The organism is Vibrio sp. 2-Bac 85 (assembly GCF_037546705.1).
Lineage (GTDB): Bacteria > Pseudomonadota > Gammaproteobacteria > Enterobacterales > Psychromonadaceae > Psychromonas.
The window spans coordinates 1-24603 of the sequence record NZ_JALAAB010000009.1 but is presented as its reverse complement, the minus strand read 5'-3'; the positions used below and the strand labels follow the sequence as shown (position 1 = coordinate 24603).

At 37.7% G+C, this 24603-nt stretch carries 23 protein-coding genes, 1 pseudogene and 1 riboswitch; of the genes and pseudogenes, 9 read left to right on the top strand and 15 right to left on the bottom strand.

Going from position 1 to position 24603, the window contains the following annotated elements; translation table 11 throughout:
* Positions 1 to 20 precede the first annotated feature (20 nt).
* The 11 genes and pseudogenes from MT390_RS11020 to MT390_RS10970 all read right to left on the bottom strand — a co-directional run bounded on the left by MT390_RS11020 (position 21) and on the right by MT390_RS10970 (position 10131).
* Positions 21 to 620, bottom strand: a complete 600-nt coding sequence (locus MT390_RS11020) for a YccT family protein (RefSeq protein WP_499441128.1) — start codon at positions 618 to 620, stop codon at positions 21 to 23.
* Positions 621 to 699: 79 nt separating this feature from the next.
* Positions 700 to 1680, bottom strand: a complete 981-nt coding sequence (locus tag MT390_RS11015) for a porin (RefSeq protein WP_499441126.1) — start codon at positions 1678 to 1680, stop codon at positions 700 to 702.
* A gap of 431 nt (positions 1681 to 2111) precedes the next feature.
* Positions 2112 to 2328, bottom strand: a pseudogene (locus MT390_RS11010) (RNA-binding S4 domain-containing protein); the annotation flags it as partial.
* Between the two features lie 72 nt (positions 2329 to 2400).
* On the bottom strand, positions 2401 to 3519 hold the full coding sequence (thiH, locus tag MT390_RS11005) for a 2-iminoacetate synthase ThiH (protein WP_166371694.1): 1119 nt from the start codon (positions 3517 to 3519) through the stop codon (positions 2401 to 2403).
* Complete coding sequence (locus tag MT390_RS11000) at positions 3516 to 4301, bottom strand: thiazole synthase (protein ID WP_499441258.1); 786 nt, start codon at positions 4299 to 4301, stop codon at positions 3516 to 3518. The genes thiH and MT390_RS11000 overlap by 4 nt, the downstream gene beginning before the upstream one ends.
* Positions 4302 to 4319: 18 nt before the next feature.
* On the bottom strand, positions 4320 to 4520 hold the full coding sequence (thiS, locus tag MT390_RS10995) for a sulfur carrier protein ThiS (protein ID WP_499441123.1): 201 nt from the start codon (positions 4518 to 4520) through the stop codon (positions 4320 to 4322).
* Positions 4521 to 4576: 56 nt separating this feature from the next.
* Positions 4577 to 5326 (bottom strand): HesA/MoeB/ThiF family protein, encoded by a 750-nt coding sequence (locus tag MT390_RS10990; protein ID WP_166371692.1) that lies wholly within the window; start codon positions 5324 to 5326, stop codon positions 4577 to 4579.
* 21 nt (positions 5327 to 5347) lie between these two features.
* Entirely contained in the window at positions 5348 to 6856 is a 1509-nt protein-coding gene (thiE, locus tag MT390_RS10985) for a thiamine phosphate synthase (protein WP_499441121.1), read from the bottom strand.
* A gap of 84 nt (positions 6857 to 6940) precedes the next feature.
* Positions 6941 to 8935: a phosphomethylpyrimidine synthase ThiC gene (thiC, locus tag MT390_RS10980; protein ID WP_499441119.1), complete on the bottom strand. Its 1995-nt coding sequence runs from the start codon at positions 8933 to 8935 to the stop codon at positions 6941 to 6943.
* A gap of 91 nt (positions 8936 to 9026) precedes the next feature.
* A riboswitch (TPP riboswitch) is annotated at positions 9027 to 9183 on the bottom strand.
* Between the two features lie 245 nt (positions 9184 to 9428).
* A complete protein-coding gene (locus tag MT390_RS10975) occupies positions 9429 to 9821 on the bottom strand; it encodes a NifB/NifX family molybdenum-iron cluster-binding protein (protein ID WP_166371690.1) in 393 nt (130 codons plus the stop codon).
* A 10-nt stretch (positions 9822 to 9831) separates the two neighbouring features.
* Complete coding sequence (locus tag MT390_RS10970) at positions 9832 to 10131, bottom strand: DUF134 domain-containing protein (protein ID WP_499441117.1); 300 nt, start codon at positions 10129 to 10131, stop codon at positions 9832 to 9834.
* A 129-nt stretch (positions 10132 to 10260) separates the two neighbouring features.
* Between MT390_RS10970 and MT390_RS10965 the strand changes: the two genes are divergently transcribed.
* Positions 10261 to 10767, top strand: coding sequence for a PaaI family thioesterase (locus MT390_RS10965; protein ID WP_499441115.1), 507 nt, complete (start codon positions 10261 to 10263; stop codon positions 10765 to 10767).
* 281 nt (positions 10768 to 11048) lie between these two features.
* Here the strand turns inward: MT390_RS10965 and fusA are convergent, their stop codons facing one another.
* A complete protein-coding gene (gene fusA, locus MT390_RS10960; protein WP_166371686.1) occupies positions 11049 to 13142 on the bottom strand; it encodes an elongation factor G in 2094 nt (697 codons plus the stop codon).
* A gap of 204 nt (positions 13143 to 13346) precedes the next feature.
* Positions 13347 to 14261, bottom strand: coding sequence for a 1,4-dihydroxy-2-naphthoate octaprenyltransferase (gene menA / locus MT390_RS10955; protein ID WP_166371685.1), 915 nt, complete (start codon positions 14259 to 14261; stop codon positions 13347 to 13349).
* Positions 14262 to 14375: 114 nt separating this feature from the next.
* Between menA and MT390_RS10950 the strand changes: the two genes are divergently transcribed.
* From MT390_RS10950 to MT390_RS10930, 5 genes are all read left to right on the top strand, one after another.
* On the top strand, positions 14376 to 15692 hold the full coding sequence (locus MT390_RS10950) for an isochorismate synthase (RefSeq protein WP_499441112.1): 1317 nt from the start codon (positions 14376 to 14378) through the stop codon (positions 15690 to 15692).
* Positions 15693 to 15702: 10 nt separating this feature from the next.
* Complete coding sequence (gene menD, locus MT390_RS10945) at positions 15703 to 17439, top strand: 2-succinyl-5-enolpyruvyl-6-hydroxy-3-cyclohexene-1-carboxylic-acid synthase (RefSeq protein ID WP_499441110.1); 1737 nt, start codon at positions 15703 to 15705, stop codon at positions 17437 to 17439.
* Entirely contained in the window at positions 17426 to 18217 is a 792-nt protein-coding gene (menH, locus tag MT390_RS10940; RefSeq protein ID WP_499441108.1) for a 2-succinyl-6-hydroxy-2,4-cyclohexadiene-1-carboxylate synthase, read from the top strand. The genes menD and menH overlap by 14 nt, the downstream gene beginning before the upstream one ends.
* Positions 18218 to 18236: 19 nt before the next feature.
* Entirely contained in the window at positions 18237 to 19079 is an 843-nt protein-coding gene (gene menB / locus MT390_RS10935) for a 1,4-dihydroxy-2-naphthoyl-CoA synthase (RefSeq protein ID WP_499441106.1), read from the top strand.
* Between the two features lie 229 nt (positions 19080 to 19308).
* The gene (locus MT390_RS10930; protein WP_166371680.1) at positions 19309 to 19911 is read left to right on the top strand and encodes a peroxiredoxin C; all 603 of its coding nucleotides are present in this window, start codon (positions 19309 to 19311) and stop codon (positions 19909 to 19911) included.
* Positions 19912 to 19993: 82 nt separating this feature from the next.
* Here the strand turns inward: MT390_RS10930 and MT390_RS10925 are convergent, their stop codons facing one another.
* Both MT390_RS10925 and can read right to left on the bottom strand, forming a co-directional pair.
* Positions 19994 to 20299, bottom strand: coding sequence for a c-type cytochrome (locus MT390_RS10925; RefSeq protein WP_166371679.1), 306 nt, complete (start codon positions 20297 to 20299; stop codon positions 19994 to 19996).
* 62 nt (positions 20300 to 20361) lie between these two features.
* Positions 20362 to 20991 (bottom strand): carbonate dehydratase, encoded by a 630-nt coding sequence (gene can / locus MT390_RS10920; protein ID WP_166371678.1) that lies wholly within the window; start codon positions 20989 to 20991, stop codon positions 20362 to 20364.
* A 53-nt stretch (positions 20992 to 21044) separates the two neighbouring features.
* Here can and MT390_RS10915 point away from each other — a divergent pair, with 53 nt between their 5' ends.
* From MT390_RS10915 to MT390_RS10905, 3 genes are all read left to right on the top strand, one after another.
* Positions 21045 to 21275: a YheU family protein gene (locus tag MT390_RS10915; RefSeq protein WP_499441257.1), complete on the top strand. Its 231-nt coding sequence runs from the start codon at positions 21045 to 21047 to the stop codon at positions 21273 to 21275.
* Between the two features lie 225 nt (positions 21276 to 21500).
* Entirely contained in the window at positions 21501 to 22139 is a 639-nt protein-coding gene (gene crp, locus MT390_RS10910) for a cAMP-activated global transcriptional regulator CRP (RefSeq protein WP_028868783.1), read from the top strand.
* A gap of 269 nt (positions 22140 to 22408) precedes the next feature.
* Complete coding sequence (locus tag MT390_RS10905; protein ID WP_499441103.1) at positions 22409 to 24244, top strand: SLC13 family permease; 1836 nt, start codon at positions 22409 to 22411, stop codon at positions 24242 to 24244.
* Positions 24245 to 24603: the final 359 nt, after the last annotated feature.

The following is a 24603-nucleotide window of genomic DNA, read 5'->3' as shown; positions in this document are numbered from 1 at the left end:
CTGAGTGCATAAACGGTATATTATTGACTAATACGTAGTTTGAATTGTTCACGCGTTTTTTGATCTGCTTTCTGGTACCAATAATCTAACATTTTACCCGCAACATCTACTTCAGACTGAGTACCTGGAGTGGTAATAATGGTCACACGCTGTTGTAATGAAGCAGGTTGAGAGGTCAGATTATAATCTTTCATTTCTGCCACTAAATCACGGTCAAACTGCATACCGTTTTTCAATAGTTTGCCCTGCTCAAATAATACGTCCTGTGACTGGCTATCTTTTAAGCTAATACTGGGCTTTTCATTAAAAGCATCACGTTCAGCTTGTGATGTTAATTTAGGTATAGCCATCACATAATTATCATCCTTTCCCGCAAAGTTCATAATGATAATATCAGAAGAATAAAATACATCATCCCCCCCTACGCGATAACGATCTTGATAGCGAAATGCGATTTGATTTTGACCATTTTTTAATAATACCGGTGAGGCACTAGATGACTTTTCACCATTAACAAGCTGTAATTTAACTTGTGAAGGTATGGTTAACTGGATATCCGCTAACACCTGTGAACTTATGCAACAGGCCATTGCGATGCTCAAAACATTCCAAAATTTCATCTTTAATTATCTCCAACTAAAACTAAAAAAGCACTCAAAAAGAGTGCTTTTCTGAATGAACTATATCGTGAACAATAACTTAGAAGCCGTAACGAGCACCTAGTTGTAGTTCATTTTCACGTTTGTCGTTACCAGCAGACATATCGTTATTTAGTGCTAATTTATAACTACCGTATACAGCAAAGTTACCGACGTAACGTGCATATTCAACAGCAACAAAGTTAGTCTCTAACGACGCGATGTCATCGGCTGAATAGTAGCTATAACCAATATTGACCAAGTTACCATTATCTTCACCAAAGTAGTAACCTGCATAAGCGTCCGCAGCAACAAAATCAGAATCTGCAATACCAGCAGCAGAGATATTACCTGTCATGCCTGTCGCTGCTAGGTAAACATTATCTTTTGAGTATCGTGCACCGAGCATATAAGAATCAGATTGTCTTTTTTCCACACCATTATCATATTCTTGGTCGCTGCTTGCTACACCTGCAGCTAATTCTACTTCAGGCGAGATTTTATACGCTGCCATTACACCAAAACCATCTGCGTTATTATTTGCATTTTGAGTGCCAGATGCCTGAAAAGTTAACTTATCAGCTTCATAGATGTAACGTAATGTGTTCTTTGAACGGTCAGCTGATGTTTCTGTGTTGTCATTAATATAACCACCAAACGTTTCAGCTACATCGGTAAAGTCAGTTAGGTAGGTAACCGCATTGCTTTGATGACCGTAAATAACAGTACCAAATTGAGTATCGCCACCCACATAAAGATGACGTGTTGTTAGGTTTGCTTCATTGTCATCTTTGTTTTCTTTAATTTCAAATTCATAACGACCAAAAACAGTCAAATCTTCATTTAACTTGTTTTTACCGTTTACATTCAAACGTACACGAGATTTATCAGTGTATTCGCCATCAGTTAGGTTACCACGTACTTCTACACGTCCACCTACATTGAATTCTTGGGCATCGTTTTTGTAAATAGTAGCAGCAGAAAGCGGAGCAGAGAGAATAGCACCAGAGGCAACGGCAATTAAATATTTATTGAATGTCATATATTCATTTTCCTATAGTTTAGAATCATTTTTATTGATGATTTTGAGAGATAAGTGCTCGAATAAGCACCATTACTTTAGTCAAAAATGTAGACGATCCGTGTCCCTGTTAAGTAACGCCCCTAACTTATATAAGTTTCCAAAGAAATTCATGAAAAAATGATATAAAAAACCAAAATGGTGATCGGCATCACACAAATAAAAAGGTTCAAATTTAAACTATTGAAATATAAATAAAAAAGTGTAATTTTTATCAACGACAATTAACTATTGTAATCCTTAAAAGCTAATTGGTTTTCGATTTTTTTTAGCAGCTTGTGGTAATTCTGATTGCTTATCTTGTTTGCCATTATTATTCGTAATCGGCTGCTCCTGCTCTACAAACTCATAATCAGCTGTTTCACCTTGTACGGCAATCTGAAAATATTGCTCATTAAAGTAAATTAGATCGCCCGCATAAACTTTTTTACGCTTTTGAGTTTCGACTTCTCCATTCAATGAAACATAACCTTCTGCGATCACTTGCTTCGCTTCGCCACCACCGGAAACAAGGTTTTCAATTTTTAATATTTTATATAACTCGATCGGTTCACGCTTAATTTCTACTAACGTCGCATAAATCTCTTCTTCTTGTTCGAACTCTGTCATCTTTATTTTCCTTATATCCGTTACTCATCAAAATACATTATTTTTGCACTTGAATGGTAACGGGAATAGCCATTATTTTGCAGTTAAACTATGATCCCAATCTTTCCAGACCACTTCATAACCTTGTTTTTTAACAATCTCCGCCATCATAGCAGGTGAACGCTCATCACTGATCTCAAATTGCTCTAATGCCACCTCTGATTGCTCTGCATAACCGCCTGGTTGAGTACTTGAACCAGCGCTTAGAGAGGTAATACCTAAGGGTAAAACATGGTTGCGAAAGTGTTCAGATTCACGTGTTGATAATGACAATTCAACTTCGGGGTTAAATAAACGATAGGCACAGATTAACTGTACTAGCTCTTTATCGTTCATCACTGACTTTATTTCCATTCCACCTTCACAGGGGCGCAAACGCGGAAATGAAATAGTATAACGACTTTGCCAATATTTTTTCTCCAAATAACTTAAATGCGCCGCTACATAAAAACAGTCCGTACGCCATTCTTCTAGGCCAATCAGACTTCCTAATCCCATTTTATGAATACCCGCTTTACCTAGTCGATCATGCGTATCCAATCTGTAGATAAAATCAGATTTTTTACCTTTAAGATGGTGCTCAGCATAGGTGACTGGATTGTAAGTTTCTTGGTACACCAATACTGCGTTGACTCCATATTCAATCAATTCACTGTATTCGTTTTGATCAAGTGGTTGTACTTCGATGGTGATGTTTGCAAAGTGTTTTTTGATAACAGGTAAAGCTTGCTTGAAATAATCCATACCTACTTTACGTTCAGATTCCCCGGTCACAATTAAGATATGATCAAACCCCATTTTTTTAATGGCGAGGCATTCATTCTCAATTTCTTGCATGTCGAGAGTTTTACGACGCAATGCATTGTGCATTGAAAAACCACAATAAGTACAAATGTTACTGCACATGTTAGACAGGTAAAGTGGAATATAAAACTGCTGCGTTTTACCAAAACGTTGCAAAGTTAACTGCTGTGATTTTTGCGCCATTTGCTCTAGATAAGGTTCAGCAGCTGGACTTATTAACGCTTTAAAATCTTCTAAATCTAAACGCGGCTTTGATAAGGCACGTTGTACATCTGTATCTGTTTTAGCGTAGATAGATAAGCGAATATCGTCCCATTGATACTCTTTTATTTTGTCACTGAAATTCATAGACTTGCCTCAAGAAATGCCGTTAACGGGCTTGAAGCAATAGCTTGTGAGCTTTGTCCGCCTAAGCCAGCTAAATAGCCTTGACGACCAGCTTGAACCGCTCTAGCAAACGCTTCACTCATAGCAACTGGATTGCCAGCCACGGCAATTGCCGTATTCACTAATACCGCATCAGCGCCCATTTCCATCGCTAAAGCCGCATGAGATGGGCTACCTAATCCGGCATCAACAATCACAGGAATATTGGCTTGTTCAATGATAATTTCTAAAAAATCACCAGTTTTAATGCCTTTATTTGAGCCAATCGGAGCGCCTAATGGCATCACAGCAGCACAACCTGCTGCCTCTAAGTGCTTACACAAAACAGGGTCAGCATGAACATAGGGCAAAACAACAAAACCTTTATTAGCTAACATTTCGGCTGCTTTTAAGGTTTCAATTGGATCGGGTAGTAAATACTTTGGATCGGGATGAATTTCTAATTTAACCCAATTCGTTTGCAATGCTTCACGGGCTAGCTCTGCAGCAAATACGGCTTCTTTGGCATTACGGGCACCAGAGGTATTTGGTAATAGGTTCATGCCATTTTTAATGAGCGGCGCAAGAATGTCATCATCTCGATGTTGCATATCCACACGTTTTAACGCCATTGTGACTAATTCTGATTGCGATGCTTTTAAGGCTGCCACCATAGTTTTTTGGTCGTTAAATTTTCCAGTCCCTGTAAATAAACGAGAAGAAAACGTTTTATCACCAATGATTAATTGGTCATTTTTATTCATTTCATCAAATAACATGATTTACCCACCTGCAATCGCTTGGAATAGAGAGATATTGTCACCCTCGTTAAGAATAGTGTCGGCCCAATGAGAGCGACTGATAATGTCTTGATTAACCGCAACAGCACTGCCCATAAGAGGTTTATTTAAATGTGCTAATAATTGCTCGATATTGGTATTCTCTGCGAGCTCTACTACTTGTTCATTAATTTGTATTTTCATTACTTACCGTCCAATTAATCTTTTTCTATCAGTGCAATTTAATGAGCGTAACCAGATTAATGCTGTCCACATACTTTGCATTTTGGATCTTTATTAACCGTAAAAGTTTGCCAATCTAGTGACTTTCCATCGAATAACTTTAATTTATTTTTAATCCCTGAAGGCAAACCCACAAAGTATTTAATCGCTTCTAATGCTTGTAGTGTCCCAATGGTACCAACCACAGGGCCAATAATGCCTGAGTTACTACAATTGAGTGCTTGCTCTTCTGAACTTGGAAATAAACAATGGTAACAAGGTGAATTTACTTCACTATGATCAAAGAACATTAGTTGACCTTCAAAGCGGATCGCGGCGCCGACAATTAAAGGCACTTTTGCATTAACACAGGCTTTATTAATCAACTGTCGACTCGCCATGTTGTCAGTGCAATCCAACACTAAATCCGCCATGGTCAATTCCATGGTCAATTGCATCTCGTGCATTTCTTTATTGATACTTCGAACTTTAATTTCTGGGTTGATTTGTTGTAATTTACGCTTAGTCACTTCAACCTTGGACTCACCAATATCTGAACTTTGATATGCGATTTGACGCTGTAAATTACTGACTTCAATATGGTCAAAATCATTCAACACAATATGCCCAATACCTGCAGCCGCAAGATATAGTGAAGCAGGTGCACCTAACCCACCCATCCCAATAATCAGTACTTTGGCATTCTTGAGAGCCTGTTGACCCGTTTCTCCAACATCTTCTAATAAAAGATGGCGGCTATAACGTAATAATTCGTCGTCATTCAACATATTTTTATCCTTTATTCACTACTAGCACATGATCTCATTAAACTGATTAATCACCTGTTTAGGGTCATCTGCTAATGTAATTGCTGTTACAACCGCAATACTACCAATTCCCGTCTGCCATACTGCTGGAGCACGTTCTAAACTAATGCCTCCGATTGCAACGGTTGCCATATCTGACATCAAGTTCGCATACTTAGACAAACGTGTTAACCCTTGTGGATCGGAAGGCATATCTTTCGTTTGTGTTGGGAAAATATGACCTAGTGCGATATAACTTGGCTTGAGTTGTCTTGCACGTAACATTTCATAATAACCGTGTGTACTAAGTCCTAAACGCAATCCTGCATCGGCAATTAAAGGCAAATCAGCCACATCCATATCTTCTTGGCCTAGGTGTACTCCATAAGCATTATGTTTAATCGCTAACTGCCAATAATCATTGATAAATAATCTTGCGTCATACTTTTTACCTAACGCAATAGCATCAATAATTTGTTGTTCTACTTGCTCAGGCTGTTTATCTTTAATACGCAACTGTAGTGTTTTCACCCCCATTTTTAAAGCTCGCTCGACCCACTCCACAGAGTCTAAAACAGGATATAAACCTAGCTTAGTCGTATCACAAGGCTCGAAACCAGGACCCGCTTCTAAGTTACCAGGTAGGTCAAGTTCGTAACCAATAGAGGATTCAGGTAAAACGACTTCAGGAAAGTTTTCTCTTAGTGTTGGCCAGCCACAATGAGCAACAGAGCCTTCACCAGCACCCAGGGCTTTAGATGCTTTTAAACCTTGGTTTAAATAAGCTTTTGCAATAACGAGAGCATCCTCAATAAAATAATCGAGTGCCATTGCTGCAGCAATCGCACTGGCTAAGGTGCAACCTGTCCCGTGTGTATGAACATTATCTAAACGTGGGCTGGTTAATGCGATTTCTCTGCTTCCATCACTCCAATAATCAAGTGCAATATCATCCACCAGCTCAAAGTGCCCCCCTTTAATCAGAACACTAGCGCAACCCATGCTGATTAACTTATCCGCTGCCGGTTTAAAGGATTCACCAGAAATTAATGCATGACCAGATAACGTAAGGACTTCATTTGCATTAGGTGTTAGAAGATCAATTTGCGGTAATAATTGTTTTTTAATGACCTCAAGAATTCCCTCTTCAGCCATTTCATCACCCGTTGAAGCGACGGCGACAGGGTCGTAAATAACAAAGGGCTTATGCGCCCAAGTTTGCTTATATAAAGCTAACTGTTGAGCTAGTATTTTGACGTGCTCAACACTTGCAACCAAACCTATTTTAATGATTTTAGCGGGCATATCTTCCGCTAAGCTAGCTAACTGTTGTGTGAACATTTTTTCTGAAACACTTTCAACTAACTGCACGGCTTGAGAATTTTGTGCAGTCACAGCGGTGATCACAGAGCAACCATCAGCCCCTAAATCATGAAATGTACAGAGATCGGCTTGGATCCCTGCACCGGCACTAGAGTCTGATCCAGCTATTGTCCACACTATGTTATTCATATTTAACCTTAAACTTGTTTGTAAACCGGCGATCAGTAAAGGACTAATCGCCGATAATTTTTGCCATCATACTTTATCTAAGCTTTATATTTTATCCACAAAAGCTGGTTGATAAATTTCAGCACCATTGTCATTAAATTCTTTAGCTTTAAGCGCCATACCTTGTTCCACTGTCATTTCTGTAGTCATAACAATGGTTTCACCTAATATTTTGATCGATATTTCACCTGAATCTAACTTCGCAGTAAAGTCGCGTACATCTTGGGTAATTTTCATTGAGCAAAATTTAGGACCACACATAGAGCAGAAATGCGCAACTTTCCCCGATTCTTGCGGTAGGGTTTCGTCATGATACTCACGTGATGTTACGGGATCTAAACCTAGATTGAACTGATCTTCCCAACGGAATTCAAAACGTGATTTTGATAGTGCATTATCACGAATTTGTGCACCAGGATGACCTTTTGCTAAATCAGCAGCATGTGCAGCGATTTTGTAAGTAATCAAACCCACTTTTACATCATCTTTATTCGGTAACCCTAAGTGCTCTTTAGGCGTCACATAACAGAGCATTGCACAGCCATACCAGCCGATTTGGGCAGCGCCAATACCAGAAGTAATATGGTCGTAACCCGGTGCAATATCCGTGGTTAATGGACCTAAGGTATAAAATGGGGCTTCAAAACATTCTGTTAACTGTTTATCCATGTTTTCTTTGATCATCTGCATCGGTATATGACCTGGGCCTTCGATGATCACTTGCACATCATATTCCCACGCTACTTTAGTCAGCTCACCTAATATTTCTAATTCAGAAAATTGTGCTTGATCATTTGCATCAGCAACCGAACCTGGACGCAAGCCATCACCGAGTGATAACGACACATCATACTGCTGACAAATTTCACAGATTTCACGGAAGTATTCGTAAGCAAAGTTTTCTTTGTGATAGGTCAAACACCATTTCGCCATGATTGAACCACCACGAGACACAATACCAGTCACACGTTTAGCCGTCATCGGAACAAAGCGTAACAATACACCGGCATGAATAGTGAAATAATCCACCCCTTGCTCTGCTTGCTCAATTAACGTATCGCGAAACACTTCCCAACTTAAATCTTCGACCACCCCATTCACTTTTTCTAGAGCTTGATAGATAGGGACAGTGCCAATTGGTACTGGAGAATTACGCATGATCCATTCACGTGTTTCATGAATGTTACGACCCGTTGATAAGTCCATTACCGTGTCTCCGCCCCACAGCGTTGACCACACTAATTTTTCCACTTCTTCTTCGATGGAAGATGAGACAGAAGAGTTACCGATATTAGAATTAACTTTAACTAAAAAGTTACGGCCAATGATCATCGGCTCTAATTCTGGATGGTTGATATTTGATGGGATGATTGCACGGCCTCTCGCCACTTCTGAACGTACAAATTCAGGTGTGATCGATTCCTGTAAATTCGCCCCGTAACTTTGCCCTGCATGTTGTGAATGTAATGCTTCACATTTAATACGCTCACGGCCTTGGTTTTCACGAATCGCAATATATTCCATTTCTGGTGTGATAATACCCTGACGAGCATAGTGCATTTGTGTTACGCACTGCCCTTTTTTCGCACGCAAAGGCTTAGGTAAATTTGCGAAGCGTAATTCATCTAATGAATCATCCGCTAAACGTGTTTGTGCAAACGCAGACGTCACTCCGTCAAGTTTTTCAACATCATCACGCGCTTCTATCCAGCTTTGACGTAGTTTTGGTAACCCCGCATGAACATCTATTTTAGTATTCGGATCAGTATAAGGGCCTGACGTATCGTAAACAGGAATGGGCTCATTTTGTTCATAAACTGGATTATCTTCACTGCCGCCAACAAACGTATCGGTTTGGTGGATCTGACGCATCGCGACCTTGATAGGATGGATATCCCCATCGATAAAGATTTTTTCAGAGTTGGGGTAAGACTCATTATTCAAATTTTGAATATAGTCTTGTGCAGCTTGGCGTGATTCTCGGCGTGATAGACCTTTACGATCGGTTGTTTTTAATGTTGAGTTAATATCTTTAGACATAGCATTCTTTACCTGTTTATTATAAAAAGCTTATAAAAAATTAGAAGAGTGCTTGTCGAATTTGTGTGGAAGTTAAAAAAGATCAATGGAATGAAATTTTCTACTTGTTCCCTTCGTAGGTATTAGCCCAATCAGGTTCCACGGATCCCACATAATTTTGTTAACACTGATTAGTACCATGTATTAAAAAATTATTTAATGTGGTCTCAGCCTTTGGGACATTCCCATTAGCACTCCGACAAGATGCAGGCAGTATAGAAGAAAAAGCAATCAAGTTAAACAGGTGAAGAGAATTAAGCAAAAAAGACCTTAACCCTTTAATCGTGTTTCTATTTAGTAATGGGCAGGAAGTAATTAAGTGATTTAAACCAATAAACTAAACCACTTATTATTTAAAGCTAACTCAACATTTTAGCATTCAAAATGCAAAAATCCTCAAGGCCTGAAGCATGTAGATCTAAGCTATAAAATTGATGAATAACGAATATATTATCTAATGATGACTACAGCATCGACCACCAGCATTTTTATGTGATGCTTTTTTCAACACCCCTTGCTCAGGTGTATTTAAAGAACGACGAAGTAATTTAGCACTTTCCAATAATGTTTCAATATCATCCCTTGTATTACCTTGCTCTACTTTTAAACCTGCATTCAGTAGTTTTGCTAAGGTTTTCTCACCTACTTTTCTAACAATCACAACATCGCAGTGCATTTCTTGTAAGAGTTGAATAATCAATAACTTTGCAGAACAACCGCTAAGGCCTAAAGCTGGATTATCATGCACAGCTATTATCTGATTGTTTTCATTATAAAAGGCGAAGTTCTCAGATTTTGAAAACTGGTGAGAGAGCTTATTATTACTCATTGCGACAGCATAAATCATGGTATTTTCCTTAATTATCTAGGTTGACTAATTCATTGGGTAACACTAATGCATGACCGTTAATCAATGCATTACTTATCTTAAAACGTGACTTTTTTAAAATATTGGCAAAGGTTTGTCGTGAAACTTGCATTCTTTTGGCTGCATCCTGTTGCGAAAGCCCTTCAATATCTACCAAGCGGACAGCTTCCAATTCATCACTTTCAATGCTGATTTTGATTAGCTTAGTTACTGGAATGCCATTGGGTTTAAATAGACTGCATTTAGCAAATTTTTCAGCACAGATATGTCGCTTTATTTTAGGTCTCATTTACAGTTATCAATCCTTAGTTCTAAATTTCAGTTATCAGTTATCAATTACCTTTTGATATGTTATCTTAACCAAGTAATTAGCATATGCCAATTACTTTATTGTCAATAATGAATGATAGAGGTCAATATGTCTGCTACTCATGACTCAGAAAAAACACAATTATTAAAAGAATTACAGTCACTTAATAACAATAATATCCCTCAGCCACTAACCTTAGTACGCAAGAAAAAAAGTCATCAAGGTTGCATGTTGTGTGGGCCAAATGCCGTATTAGGTTTGAAATTAGATTTTTACAGTGATCCTAATCAGCAAGTCTGGGCTCATTTTAAAAGCTCAATTCACCAACAGGGTTATGAAAGTATATTGCATGGTGGTTTTTTAGCGGCATTATTAGATAGCAGCATGTGCCAAGCAGTTTTCAATCAAGATATTGAAGCTGTAACAGCGGATATGAATATTCGTTTTTTACATGAAATGAAGATCAATAGTGATATTTTGATGACAGCTAAAGTTCTGCCTTCTCGTCCTCCTCTTTATAAAGTAGAAGGTGAGTTATATGTAGATGGCCTATTGATGGCAAAAAGTAGTGCGCGTTTCATGACAAAAGGATTTGCTAAAAGCAAAGCACACTAATATTAATTAGTCCTTGCCTGCCTTACTTTAATAGACTTTATCAACTTCCTCGACTTATCCGACTTACTCTGGGTATTAGGGCATCAGATACAGTTGACGCACAAGGGCATGGTATTTTGAACTCGATATAGAAGTCACTACTGGATAGTATTTATCGGACTGTTTCAGTCGAATCTTTTTATTACTTAATTAAAACAATAAGCATAAAAAAACCCTCACTATTTTCATAGCAAGGGTTTATCAACTTAAAAATATTTCTTTATCCTAATTTAGGACAGAAATTATTTTTTAGCCGCTGCTTTATCAGCTTTAACTTTTTCAATCACAGCATCAGATACTGAAGCAGGACAAGGCATGTAGTTTTTGAACTCCATAGAGAACTGACCACGACCTGAAGTCATTGTACGTAGTGAACCGATGTAACCAAACATTTCTGAAAGAGGTACGTCAGCTTTAATACGAACACCAGAAGCACTAGGCTCTTGACCAGCGATCATGCCACGACGACGACTAAGGTCACCGATTACATCACCAACATGATCATCAGGAGTGAACACGTCTACAGCCATCATAGGCTCAAGAAGTTGTGCGCCTGCTTTAGGGATAGACTGACGGAATGCACCACGAGCTGCTAATTCAAATGCTACTGCAGATGAATCCACGGCATGGAAACCACCATCAAAAAGTTCAACTTCAACATCAAGTACAGGGAAACCAGCAAGTACACCAGTATCCATCATGCTTTTAAAGCCTTTCTCGATAGCTGGGAAGAATTCTTTAGGTACGTTACCACCAACAACAATTGATTTAAACGCAAAACCAGAACCAGGTTCGCCAGGCTTGATACGGTAATCAATTTTACCGAATTGACCAGAACCACCAGATTGTTTCTTATGTGTGTAAGAATCTTCGATTGCTTGTGTGATTGTTTCACGGTAAGCAACTTGAGGTTCACCAACAACTAAATCAACACCGTATGTACGTTTAAGGATATCAACTTTGATATCTAAGTGAAGCTCACCCATACCAGACAGGATTGTTTCACCAGAGTCGATATCAGTTTCAACTTTAAATGTAGGATCTTCTGCAACCATTTTACCAATCGCAATACCCATTTTCTCAGTAGAACCTTTATCTTTTGGTGTAACAGAGATAGAGATTACTGGGTTAGGAAAAACCATTGCTTCTAGAATGATTGGATCTTTTGGATCACATAATGTGTGACCAGTTTGAACGTTACCTTTCATACCAACGATAGCGATGATATCGCCCGCTTGTGCAGAAGTAAGTTCGTTACGATCATCAGCTTGCATTTCACACATACGACCAACACGCTCAGTTTTACCTGTAGCAGCGTTCATGATGGTATCGCCTTTCTTCAATGTACCTGAGTAGATACGTACGAAAGTTAATGAACCAAAACGGTCATCTGTAATTTTAAATGCTAGTGCTTTAAAGCTTTCTTCAGCAGAAACAAGTGCGAATTTACCGTTAGGCTCGCCTTCTTCATCTGTAAGAGGTTGTGGATCAACTTCTGTAGGTGAAGGTAGGTAATCAACAACAGCGTCAAGGATGTTTTGCATACCTTTGTTTTTAAACGCAGAACCACAGTAAGTAGGGAAGAATTCCATTGTGCGCGTACCTTTACGGATACAACGTTTAATGTCTTCTAGAGATGGCTCTTCACCTTCAAGGTAAGCTTCAAGTAAGTCATCGTCTTGACCTAGTGCTTCTTCAAGCAACATTTCACGGTACTCTTCTACTTTATCAACCATGTCCGCAGGAACATCTTGGATAGAGTAGTTTTCAGGAAGACCTGTTTCATCCCAAACGAATGCTTGACGAGTTAATAGATCTACAACACCACAGAAGTCATCTTCTATGCCGATAGGTAGAACCATAACTAGTGGGTTAGCACCTAAAACGTCTTTAGTTTGTTTAACTACACGGTAAAAATCAGCACCCATACGGTCTAATTTATTTACGAAGATAATACGTGCAACTTTTGAGTCATTCGCGTAACGCCAGTTAGTTTCTGATTGTGGTTCAACACCACCAGAACCACAGAATACACCGATGCCGCCATCCAATACTTTAAGTGAACGGTAAACTTCAACAGTGAAGTCAACGTGTCCAGGAGTATCGATTACGTTAAAACGATGATCTTTCCAGAAACAAGTTACAGCAGCAGATTGTATAGTAATACCGCGCTCAGCTTCCTGTTCCATGAAGTCAGTTGTAGATTCGCCATCATGTACTTCACCAGTTTTGTGGATCTGTCCAGTAAGTTTCAAGATACGCTCTGTAGTAGTAGTTTTACCCGCATCAACGTGCGCGAAAATACCAATGTTTCTGTATTTACTTAAATCTGTCATTTTTTATACTCTGTATTTAAAAAATTGGAGGCTATATTCCCGCGGCATTATACAATCTTTGTAGTTAAACAGAACACAGTATTTAGAAAAAAGCGGAAATATGTTGTTTTTTTCGACTTTATTTTGTCATCTTTTATGAAAATAGCAAAATAAACCCTAATAACTGGTTTTAAAACCAGTGATTAGAATAATAATTAATCGATTTTAAGCGATAAGAACAATTGCAAATAATAATGAAAATACAAAAGCACTGATTGCAGTGTTTTTCAGTTGTTCATTAAAAATCGAACCTTCTCGATCATCTTTCTTGATTGCTTCAGCAATTTGAATGCAGCTTTTCGCTAATGGGCTAGTAATTAATAAAAATAGATATTGCCAAAATTGGCTTCCCTCAAGCTGATAAATATAAAGTGAACTACATAACATTGCAGTACTGATAAGCATTAAGTGATAAACAAATGCTTTTTTACGCCCTAATAAAACCACTAAAGTGATTTTATTAGCCGCTTTATCACTATAAACATCACGCATGTTGTTAATATTTAAAACAGCTGCACTTAATAAACCAACACTGATAGCAGGTAATATTAAAGAAATAGGCAGCGTTAACGCTTGTAAATAAAAGCTCCCGAGTACACCTAATAACCCAAAGAATAAGAAAACAGCAATATCGCCCATGGCACGATAACCATAGGGTAATTTACCCATGGTATAAGTAATTGCAGCAATAATAGCAGCTACACCTAACCCTAAGAAAACCAGCCAACGAGTTAAATCGCCGGCAAACGAAACGCTTAATAATGAAAGTCCAGAAATGAGGCATAACCCTGTGACCAGTACTATTGCCTTTTTCATCGATGCGGCACTAATCAAACCACTTTGCATCGCCCTTTCTGGGCCCGTCCTCTGATCATCTGCACCCGTTAACGCATCACCGTAATCATTGGCTAGATTAGACAATATTTGTAGTAATAAAGCAGTTAATATAGATAATAAAAAAATACTCGCACTAAAAACTTGATGCTGTACCGCTAAGCCAGCGGCAACAATAATAGAAGCAACAGCTAGCGGTAAGGTACGTAATCGACACGCTTGAATCCAAACTTGAAATGATTTCACTAAAAGTCCTATAAAAATGGTGATAATTGATAACGGCACTAGGAATAAGGTTAATATCGCGCTACATTAGCAAACATGAATAGATAAATATAGCACTGGGTTATAGTCGAAGATATGAACCAACTTCAACAACTACAAAAAACATTAATACAGCAATTACAATCATTTAGTCTTATTCACGGACACTTTCCGAGTACCAATTTAACAGTAACTATTGAACCAATCAGTTTATTACCTTTATTAAAAGGACAAAGATTGGCTGGCCAAGAAAACTTACCTTTATTACCGCATATCTATTGGCAAAATAAAGAAAAAAGTAAAACTCTTGCCTGTTTTGGCGCTATTGAAACGTTACATCATATCCCCAAAGCCACTGAACAAGCATTTTATATAGGTGGTTTAGCTTTCCAACAGCAAGGTCAACAATGGCCTGACTTTCCAGCCATTCTATTCATCAGGCCGTTAATGGCATTTGAACAATTAAGAGCGACTGACGAAGACAAAGAACAAACACAAGTCACTTTCCATTTTAATGGAACCAATAGCATTATAAAAACAATTGATAGTGTTAAATTATTACAACCTACAGTGCCTTTAGTCGCATTTAATTCACAATTTCTGAAACGTCAAGATAGCCCTAACCAGCAACAATGGGCTAAATTAGTTGAACTTGCCATAGAATATAAAGCTTTATTACCCAAAGTCGTGTTATCAAGAGAAACTGAATTATGCTTTGATACCCCCATCAATACCTGGGATATGATGGCACTTTGGCAGCAAGCTAACCCTAATAGTTTCCATTATGTTTTAAAACTATCTAATAAGCAGAGTTTTATTAGCTGCTCTCCGGAGCGCCTTTTCTCTCGTCGGCAGCGAACGGTAACAACTGAAGCTTTAGCAGGCACAGTGAATAGGGGTATAAATAAACGTGAAGATGATCTTTTATTACAAAGTTTATTAAATGATAAAAAAATAGACCGTGAAAATCATATTGTCCAAGAATTTATTATTGCTAATTTAAAGCAACTCAAAGCACAAGTAAATTGCGCACCAGCTCAGGTTATGCAACTACACAATGTACAACACTTATGTGTGCCGATCACAGCTCAACTACTTGATGAAACTGAAGATAGGGATCTGTTATACAAATTACACCCTACTCCTGCAGTGGGTGGCACACCTAAATTACCCGCATTACAATTCATTAATGATAATGAGCCCTATCAACGAGGTTGGTACGCAGGTGCTGTTGGTTGTATAACTGAACATGAAAGTGATTTTAGTGTTGCCATAAGAAGCGCATTGGTGACTCAAAACTGTATTAAATTATTTGCAGGGGCAGGCATTGTCACCGGCTCTATTGCAGAACAAGAGTGGCAAGAGTTAGATAATAAGATTCGAACAATATTAACCATATTGGGAACATATTAGAGGGCATGCAATGACACAGGTAGATCACCAATATACCTTTCCCCATCAGCATCATAATATTAATTTATTATGGTCTAGCCTGTTTATTGAAGAGTTAACTCGATATGGTATCAGTGACTTTTGTATTGCACCGGGGTCTCGCTCAACCCCATTGACGCTGGCTGTTGCTAATCACCCCAAAGCAATAACACATGTTCATTTTGACGAACGAGGCTTAGGGTTTCTTGCATTAGGTTTGAGCCAAGCTTCATCAAAGCCGGTTGTAATCATCACTACATCAGGCACCGCAGTGGCTAATTTATATCCAGCAGTGATAGAAGCAAAACAAAGCCATATTCCACTGATCATTATTTCTGCAGATAGGCCTCCTGAACTAATTAATTGCGCAGCAAATCAAGCAATAGATCAGTATAAAATTTTTGCCGATTACCCAATATTTTTTGCACAAATCCCAACGCCGACGGAATCTATTAAAAGTAATTATTTATTAACAACGCTCAACCAAGGTTTATTTCAGCAACATATAGATAAAGGCCCTATTCACTTTAATATGGCAATTGCTGAACCTTTTTATCCCGAACACAAAACCATTAACTTCAAAAATTATCTCAGTAGTTTAAAGGGATGGGATAGTCATCATCGTCTTTACACGACTTACCATTCAACACAACACGATAAAGTTGTAGATAAAAATATTAACTTGAATGCAGAGAAAGTTTTAGTGGTTGTAGGGCGCATCAGTAATAAGCAGCAGGCAATGGCAATCGCACAGTTTTGCCAACAATTTGATCTCTTAATGTTCGCAGATGTTCAATCTCAGTTGCAGGGAGCAATAAATAATATAATCGGCTACGATTTATTACTGTGCAGTCCATCATTTAAGCAACACATTGATGAAGCAGATCTGATTATACAATTTTCAGATCACTTAGTAAGCAAAAGGCTAACACAATATATCGGCTCAACAGTCGTTCCTATTTGGGTGGTTTCTGAATATACACAACGCATAGATCCCGCACATTGTGTCACTCAACGTTTTGTAAGCAACGCAAAAAACTTCATAAAAAAAACCTACAATAATAAAAAAACAGATAAAAATTGGCTTGAAAAAGTAAAAATATATCAAGATCGATTACCAGACATTATTAATCCGTATTTACTAGATGATCAGATTAGTGAAGCAAATAGTACTGCCCATGTATTAAATCACAGCAAAGATAATATTATGCTAGGAAACAGCCTCGCGATCCGCTTAGCTGATATGTTTGCCAATACAAATGCAACGATTTATAGCAATCGTGGTGCAAGTGGTATAGATGGAGTGATTGCAACGGCAGTGGGTATTGCAAAAAAGAGACAAGGGGCAACGACGCTATTAATTGGCGATACCTCTTTTTTATATGACTTAAATTCCTTAGCTTTATTAACACAATTAAATCAGCCATTTGTGATCGTACTTTTAAATAATGATGGTGGGGGTATTTTCAATCTATTGCCCGTCCCTAAAGCACAACAGCAAGCATTTTATCAATTACCACATGGTTTAACGTTTGCCCAAACCTGTGCGCAATTTGCAATAGCTTATCAACAGCCTAAAACGTTGTCAGACTTTAAACAGAATTACCAACATGCGGCTTCAATAAACACAGAAAATAAAGCGACACTGATTGAGATCTGTATTAGTAATTTGATAACACCGACGCAGTTACAAGAGATCAAGGAGCAACTACAAAATGCCATTATATAGTGAACAGCAAGGCTCACCAGACCACCCTACTTTGGTTTTTTTACATGGTTTTTTAGGCAATAGAAAAGATTGGAAAAGGACCATTGAACATCTTAAAAATGACTTTCATTGTGTCACCATCGATTTGCCAGGTCATGGTTCATCAGTTGCTAATGTAGCGCCTTTAGAAGGCGGCTTTGAACACTGCCATCAATTAATCAAATTCACCTTGGCATCACTTAACATTAACTCGTTTTGTCTAGTCGGATACTCACTGGGTGGGCGGATTGCATTAGATTACGCTCGAAGCCAACAGGACCCTCGTTTAAAGCATTTGATTTTGGAATCATGTCATATCGGATTAACGGATCAAGCATCCAAGCAAAGTCGCTATCAATTTGATCTAGCCTGGGCAGAAAAATTTTCAACTCAATCTATCGAAGAGAGTTTACAACAATGGTATACACAGGCCATTTTTAATGATTTAAGTGAGCAACAAAAACAAACAATAATAAAGAAAAGAAGCCACAATTATGGTGTTTTCTTAGCGAACATGTTGCTTTCAACCAGTTTATCCCAACAATACTGTGCACAATACTTTCTAAGCAAAACAACGTTAGCGATTAGTTATTTTTATGGGCAAAAAGACACCAAATTCACGCAGATAGCCAAACTTATTCCACAAACAAACAATATAAAAACCCACTGTTTTAATGGTTTAGGTCATAACACTCACCAACAAGATCCCATAAACTACGCCAATAATATTAAACAACTATTCTTAACAGAGCATTTTTAAACATTAAGTTGGAGCCTATATGACTGATGCAGATTTCTATGCAGCGATAACGTGGAACGAAAGTTCTTTACCATTTGAAGATATTATTTATCACAAGACCGAAGGTATTGCGAAAATAACCATCAATCGACCACAAGTTCGGAACGCCTTTCGTCCTCAAACGGTCAATGAAATGATGCAAGCTTTACATGACGCACGATATGATCAAAAGATTGGCGTAATTATTCTGACTGGCGCTGGAGATTTAGCATTTTGTTCAGGTGGTGATCAAAGTGTCCGTGGTGATTCAGGTTATAAAGATGAAGAAGGCGGCCATCATCTTAATGTTTTAGACTTTCAACGTCAGATCCGGACTTGCCCCAAACCTGTTATCGCAATGATTGCTGGTTATGCTGTCGGGGGAGGTCATGTATTACACATGATGTGTGATTTAACGATTGCAGCGGATAATGCAAAGTTTGGTCAAACAGGCCCGAAAGTAGGATCTTTTGATGGTGGTTGGGGAGCCAGTTATATGGCACGTATTGTAGGGCAGAAAAAAGCACGTGAAATCTGGTTTCTTTGTCGTATGTATGATGCTCAAGAAGCAGTTGATATGGGCTTAGTGAATACAGTCGTTCCATTGATTGACCTTGAAAAAGAAACCGTGAAATGGTGCCGAGAAATATTACAAAACAGCCCAATGGCATTACGTTGTTTAAAAGCAGCACTGAACGCGGATTGTGATGGTCAAGCTGGATTACAAGAATTAGCTGGCAACGCAACCATGTTATTTTATATGAGTGAAGAAGGACAAGAAGGAAGAAATGCCTTTAATGAAAAACGTAAACCTGACTTCAGTAAATATGGACGAAACCCTTAATGCTTAGACTAAGCAACTAGTACAAGCACAAATAAATATCTGAATAAACCCGCCTTAATAAGCGGGTTTATTCATTCAGAACATAAAAACAACATTTCAATAGCTAAAAACTATCAAATTAATCGCTATAAACAATTCGCATATTTATTCCATTTAACGCATTCTACAGAAGTTATGCCTGATAAAAATTGTGCATGGCTTCATTTAAATCTATATAAAGGAAAATCTCATGGTATTAGTAGGTAAGCAAGCTCCTGATTTTACAGCAGCAGCAGTATTAGGAAACGGTGAAATTGTTGATAGTTTTAACCTAAAAGAATTCGCAAACGGTAAAGAAACAGTTATCTTCTTTTACCCATTAGATTTCACTTTTGTATGTCCTTCAGAACTAATTGCTTTCGACAAACGTTTTGGTGATTTCCAAGCACGTGGTGTTGAAGTTATTGGTGTATCAATTGATTCACAATTCACTCACAACGCATGGCGTAACACTGCTATCAATGATGGCGGTATCGGTGCAGTTCAATATCCACTAGTAGCAGACGTTAAGCACGAAATTTGTAAAGCGTACGATGTTGAATTAGAAGAAGCTGGCGTTGCATTACGTGGTTCTTTCTTAATTGACAAAAACGGCGTTGTTCGTCATCAAGTAGTTAACGATCTACCTTTAGGTCGTAATATTGATGAAATGTTACGTATGGTTGATGCATTACAATTCCACGAAGAGCACGGTGAAGTTTGTCCTGCGCAATGGGCTAAAGACAAAGCAGGTATGGAAGCGACTCCAGAAGGCGTAGCAAAATACTTATCAGGTCACTCTGACGACCTATAATATTGATATTTAACTATCTTTTATTATGAATAAAAATGGCCTCATTGAGGCCATTTTTAATCGAGGTGTAACATGAATATATTTATTTCAACGAAGAATAATAAGCAGCTAGGTTAGCGATATCAGTATCACTTAAAGCTGCAGCCTGCGGTATCATCAATGCAGACATCCCCCCTTGTCGTTGTGAAGCTTTATACGCTTTTAAAGAAGAAGCTAAATACACTTCTTTTTGCCCTTTGAGGTTAGGATAAATAGGTACAGCAGAAATACCTTCTGCACCATGACAAGCTACACAAACTGCCGATTTTGCTTTACCAGCCTCAATATCCGCAGCACTTGCAAAAAAAGGCAGGCCAACTAACAACAAACCAATTAATTTTTTGTTCATATTCCACTCCATTTGAATTTCACTATTTATTTTTGTACAACTAGCCTATTACTACAGGGCTATTAATTAATATGATATAAATCATTAATACTGTCGATATTATCAAAATTCACTTGTAAATCTTTTAAACGTCCGTTTTTTACAGAATAAATCAATCCGTGCACCGTTAGATCTTGACCTTTAAGCCATGCGTTTTGGACACAGGTGGTATGGCAAACGTTTTTGACTTGTTCAATAATATTAAGCTCAGTAAGGTGATCTAATTTCTGCTTATCAGTCATTGACTCTAAAAATTCATGACGATGATTTACATACACATCTTTAATGTTTCTTAACCAGCCATCTATCAATTCAAAAGATTGTTTTTCCATCGCTGCGCGTATTCCACCACAGTCATAATGACCAGTTACTATGATATGCTTTACCTTTAATACATCAACAGCATATTTAATCACAGACATACAGTTCAAGTCGGTATGAATCACTAAATTAGCAATATTACGATGTACAAAAACATCACCCGGCATCAGACCTAATAATTGATTGGCAGGCACTCTGCTATCGGAACAACCAATCCATAAATACTCTGGTGATTGCTGCTCAGCTAAATGTGTAAAAAACTCAGGATCTTCTTTTAAGATATCCTCAGCCCATTGCTTATTATTTTTAAGTAAATCATTTAACAAACTCATACTTCACCTTTAAATTAATGTATTGTTAAAGAAAAGCCTAGATGAGCCCTTTTATGTTAATACCTTACCAACAACTTGATGCAATGACATTAAACAATTTAATAGAACAATATATTTTACGTGAGGGTACTGATTACGGAGAAGTAGAGTTTTCATTACAACAAAAAACACAACAAATTTTAGCTCAAATAAAAAATGAAGAAATATTTATCATGTATTCGGAGCTAAATGAGAGTGTTACTTTAATTAGTAAGCAAGAGTTCCAACAGACTCAAAATAGATAAATAAATCATAGATCTTTGGTAAATTCCGAGAGCAAAAGTGCAAAACGAATCAAAACCATAATAAATAAATCTTGTTTATGACCAAGATCTAATTTATTGCACAACTAATGTTGAGAAACATTATAGAGTTTGAAAAAAAAGCGATACAATTCATATACAAGTCTATTCGTGCAACAAATGAAAAGAAATAGCCATTAGCTATTCAATACAGATAAAGGGAAGTTTATGATCATTACCAAACCTCAAACCGATCCTACTTTAGAATGGTTTTTATCACATTGTCATACGCACAAATATCCGGCAAAAAGTATGTTAATTCATGCAGGTGAAAAAGCTGACACGCTGTACTTTATTGTGAAAGGATCTGTTGCTGTTGTAATTAAAGATGAAGATGGAAAAGAAATGATCCTATCTTATCTAAACCAAGGTGATTTCATCGGTGAATTAGGTTTATTCGACAAAGAAGAAGAACCAATTCGTAGTGCTTCTGTAAAAGCCAAATCAGCATGTGAAGTAGCTGAAATTTCTTACAAAAAATTTACTCAGCTAATTACAGTAAACCCTGAAATTCTAATGCGTCTTTCTCGTCAAATGGCGAACAGACTACAAGTTACTAGTCAAAAAGTAGGTAACTTAGCATTTTTAGATGTAACAGGTCGTATCGCAAACACATTATTAGATTTAGCTAAGCAACCTGATGCAATGACACATCCAGATGGTATGCAAATCAAAATTACACGACAAGAAATTGGTCAAATCGTGGGTTGTTCACGTGAGACTGTTGGACGTATTTTGAAAATGTTAGAAGAACAAGGCCTTATCTCTGCACATGGTAAAACAATCGTAGTATTTGGTACGCGTTAATCGTATAATAATACAACAATAAAAAACCGCTTAATTGCGGTTTTTTTAAATCCATATTTTTTGTTTCTAACAATAAAGAACAATAAAATAGCGATATTTCACAATCATGATTCACACCGCAAAAAAACAAAAGCATTATGTTAAAATATTGATGATATCGTTTTTACTCTAGTCGAGATGTGTATTTCATATCAATGCCACCCAAACATCACAAGCTGCATACATCTAATATATAAAATAGTAACAATACATTATTAAGGAGATGGCATTTGAATATTCCAGATCTACCTAATAATCATGCACTTGCAGTGTTATTGATCACCGTACTCGCATTATATTTATTTCGTCGTGAAGATATCCCTCTAGAAACATCCTCCCTTTCAATCATAGCGGCCCTCTGTCTATTATTTGTTTTCTTCCCTTTCTACGACGAGAAAGTCGCCCATTACTTTGAACCAAGTTCATTATTTTTAGGATTTGGGCACGAAGCTTTAGTCACGGTTTGCGCATTAATGATTATTGGCCATGGTATTGTCCGAACTGGCGCATTAGAGCCTATCGGTAGATACATAGCCAAACTATGGAGAATAAGCCCAAAATTATCTTTATTATTAACGTTAATCTTAGCGGGTGCGCTAAGTGCATTTATTAATAACACACCTGTTGTTGTTCTATTACTGCCCATTTTAATCAGTGTCTCGTTACGTACTAAAACAGATTCATCACCATTACTTTTACCAATGGGATTAGCTACGTTAGTTGGGGGTATGGCAACAACCATAGGAACGTCAACAAACTTATTAGTCGTTAGTATTGCAAAAAATATGGGGGTTATTGAATTTGAGTTATTTGATTTTATTCAACCAGCATTGATCGCTGCCGTTGTCGCAGTTTTTTATTTAGGACTTATAGCCCCTAAATTATTACCTACTCGTACACCTTCAATGCCAGATACTTCACCACGATTATTTACGGCGTATTTAAATATCAATGAAGACAGCACTGCTAATGGTAAAACCATTACAGAAATAATTAAACTGACCGATGGCGTGATCAAAATTGGAGGAATCCAACGTAATCAAAACCAGCAAAATATCATCCCTTTACCAGATACAGTGCTTATTGCAGGTGACCGTTTAAAAATACACGATTATCCTGATAATATTAAAGAGTATGAATCTGTATTGGGGGCGACTTTATTTTCTGATTCGGATAAGACTGAGCAGCTACCTGCTTTGGAAGCAGGAGATCAAACACTAGCTGAAATTGTGATCATCGCAGGATCTGGGCTAGAAGGAAGAACTTTACAACAAACGAATTTTCTTAATAGAAACGATATATCAGTAATTGCATTACATCGAGCAGGAAAACCCATGGAAACTGCTCGTAGTGGTATTCCAAATACCTCTTTAAGAATTGCTGATGTGTTATTAGTACAGGGTAAAACAACACAAATAGAACGACTAAAATCTCAACAAGGTTTATTAATCATAGATGGTGCAGAGCAATTACCACAAACTAGTAAAGCGCCATTAGCGTTAGGCACATTACTTGCTGTCGTGCTCTCTTCAGCATTCGATTTATTACCAATTGAAATTAGCTCAGTATGTGGCGTACTAGTATTATTAATAACTAAATGTTTAAACTGGGAAGAAGCTTCTTCCGCCTTAAGTACCCAAGTCATTTTAATAGTCGCCGCCTCTTTAGCACTTGGTGCTGCGATGATGTCTACAGGAGGAGCAGAGTATATTGCACAAGTCTTTGTCGCAGTATCCTCTGATCTTCCACCAGGCGGAGTTTTATCGGCTTTGATGCTACTGCTAGCGATCTTAACTAATATTGTTTCTAATAACGCTGCTGCAGTTATTGGAACCCCCATTGCCATTTCTGTTGCTACTCAGCTTAATCTTTCACCAGAACCATTTATACTTGCTGTATTATTTGGGGCTAACTTAAGCTATGCAACTCCAATGGCTTATAAAACTAACCTATTAGTGATGAACGCAGGTGGTTATCAATTTTCTGATTTTTTACGTATTGGTATTCCCTTAGTCGTATTAATGTGGATAACCCTCTCATTATTATTAAATTGGATGTATTTATAACTACTATCCACTGAAGATTTAACAATACTATTTAAGGCTAATGATTGTATTAGACATCTAGCAGATTTGTAGGGGATATTGTCGACGGAAAGATACCGCAGCATTCCACCATTCGCGAACTATTGCAGTTGGAACCGCCATAGACAGAGCCTAGCCCACTTATTAAACGATGCTATCATCCCTATCATTTGCACTTATGTAAAGCGCTAAAAGCATTAAACGAAAAAATCCCTGCTAACGTCAGTCAACAGGGTTGCTCTAAATATTATACAAGCTTGGTGATTGTGTTTGGTATCTACCTGTTTCGCAGAATGCTTGATGATGTGGGAAAATTGCTGTCGGGATACCACAAGGACACA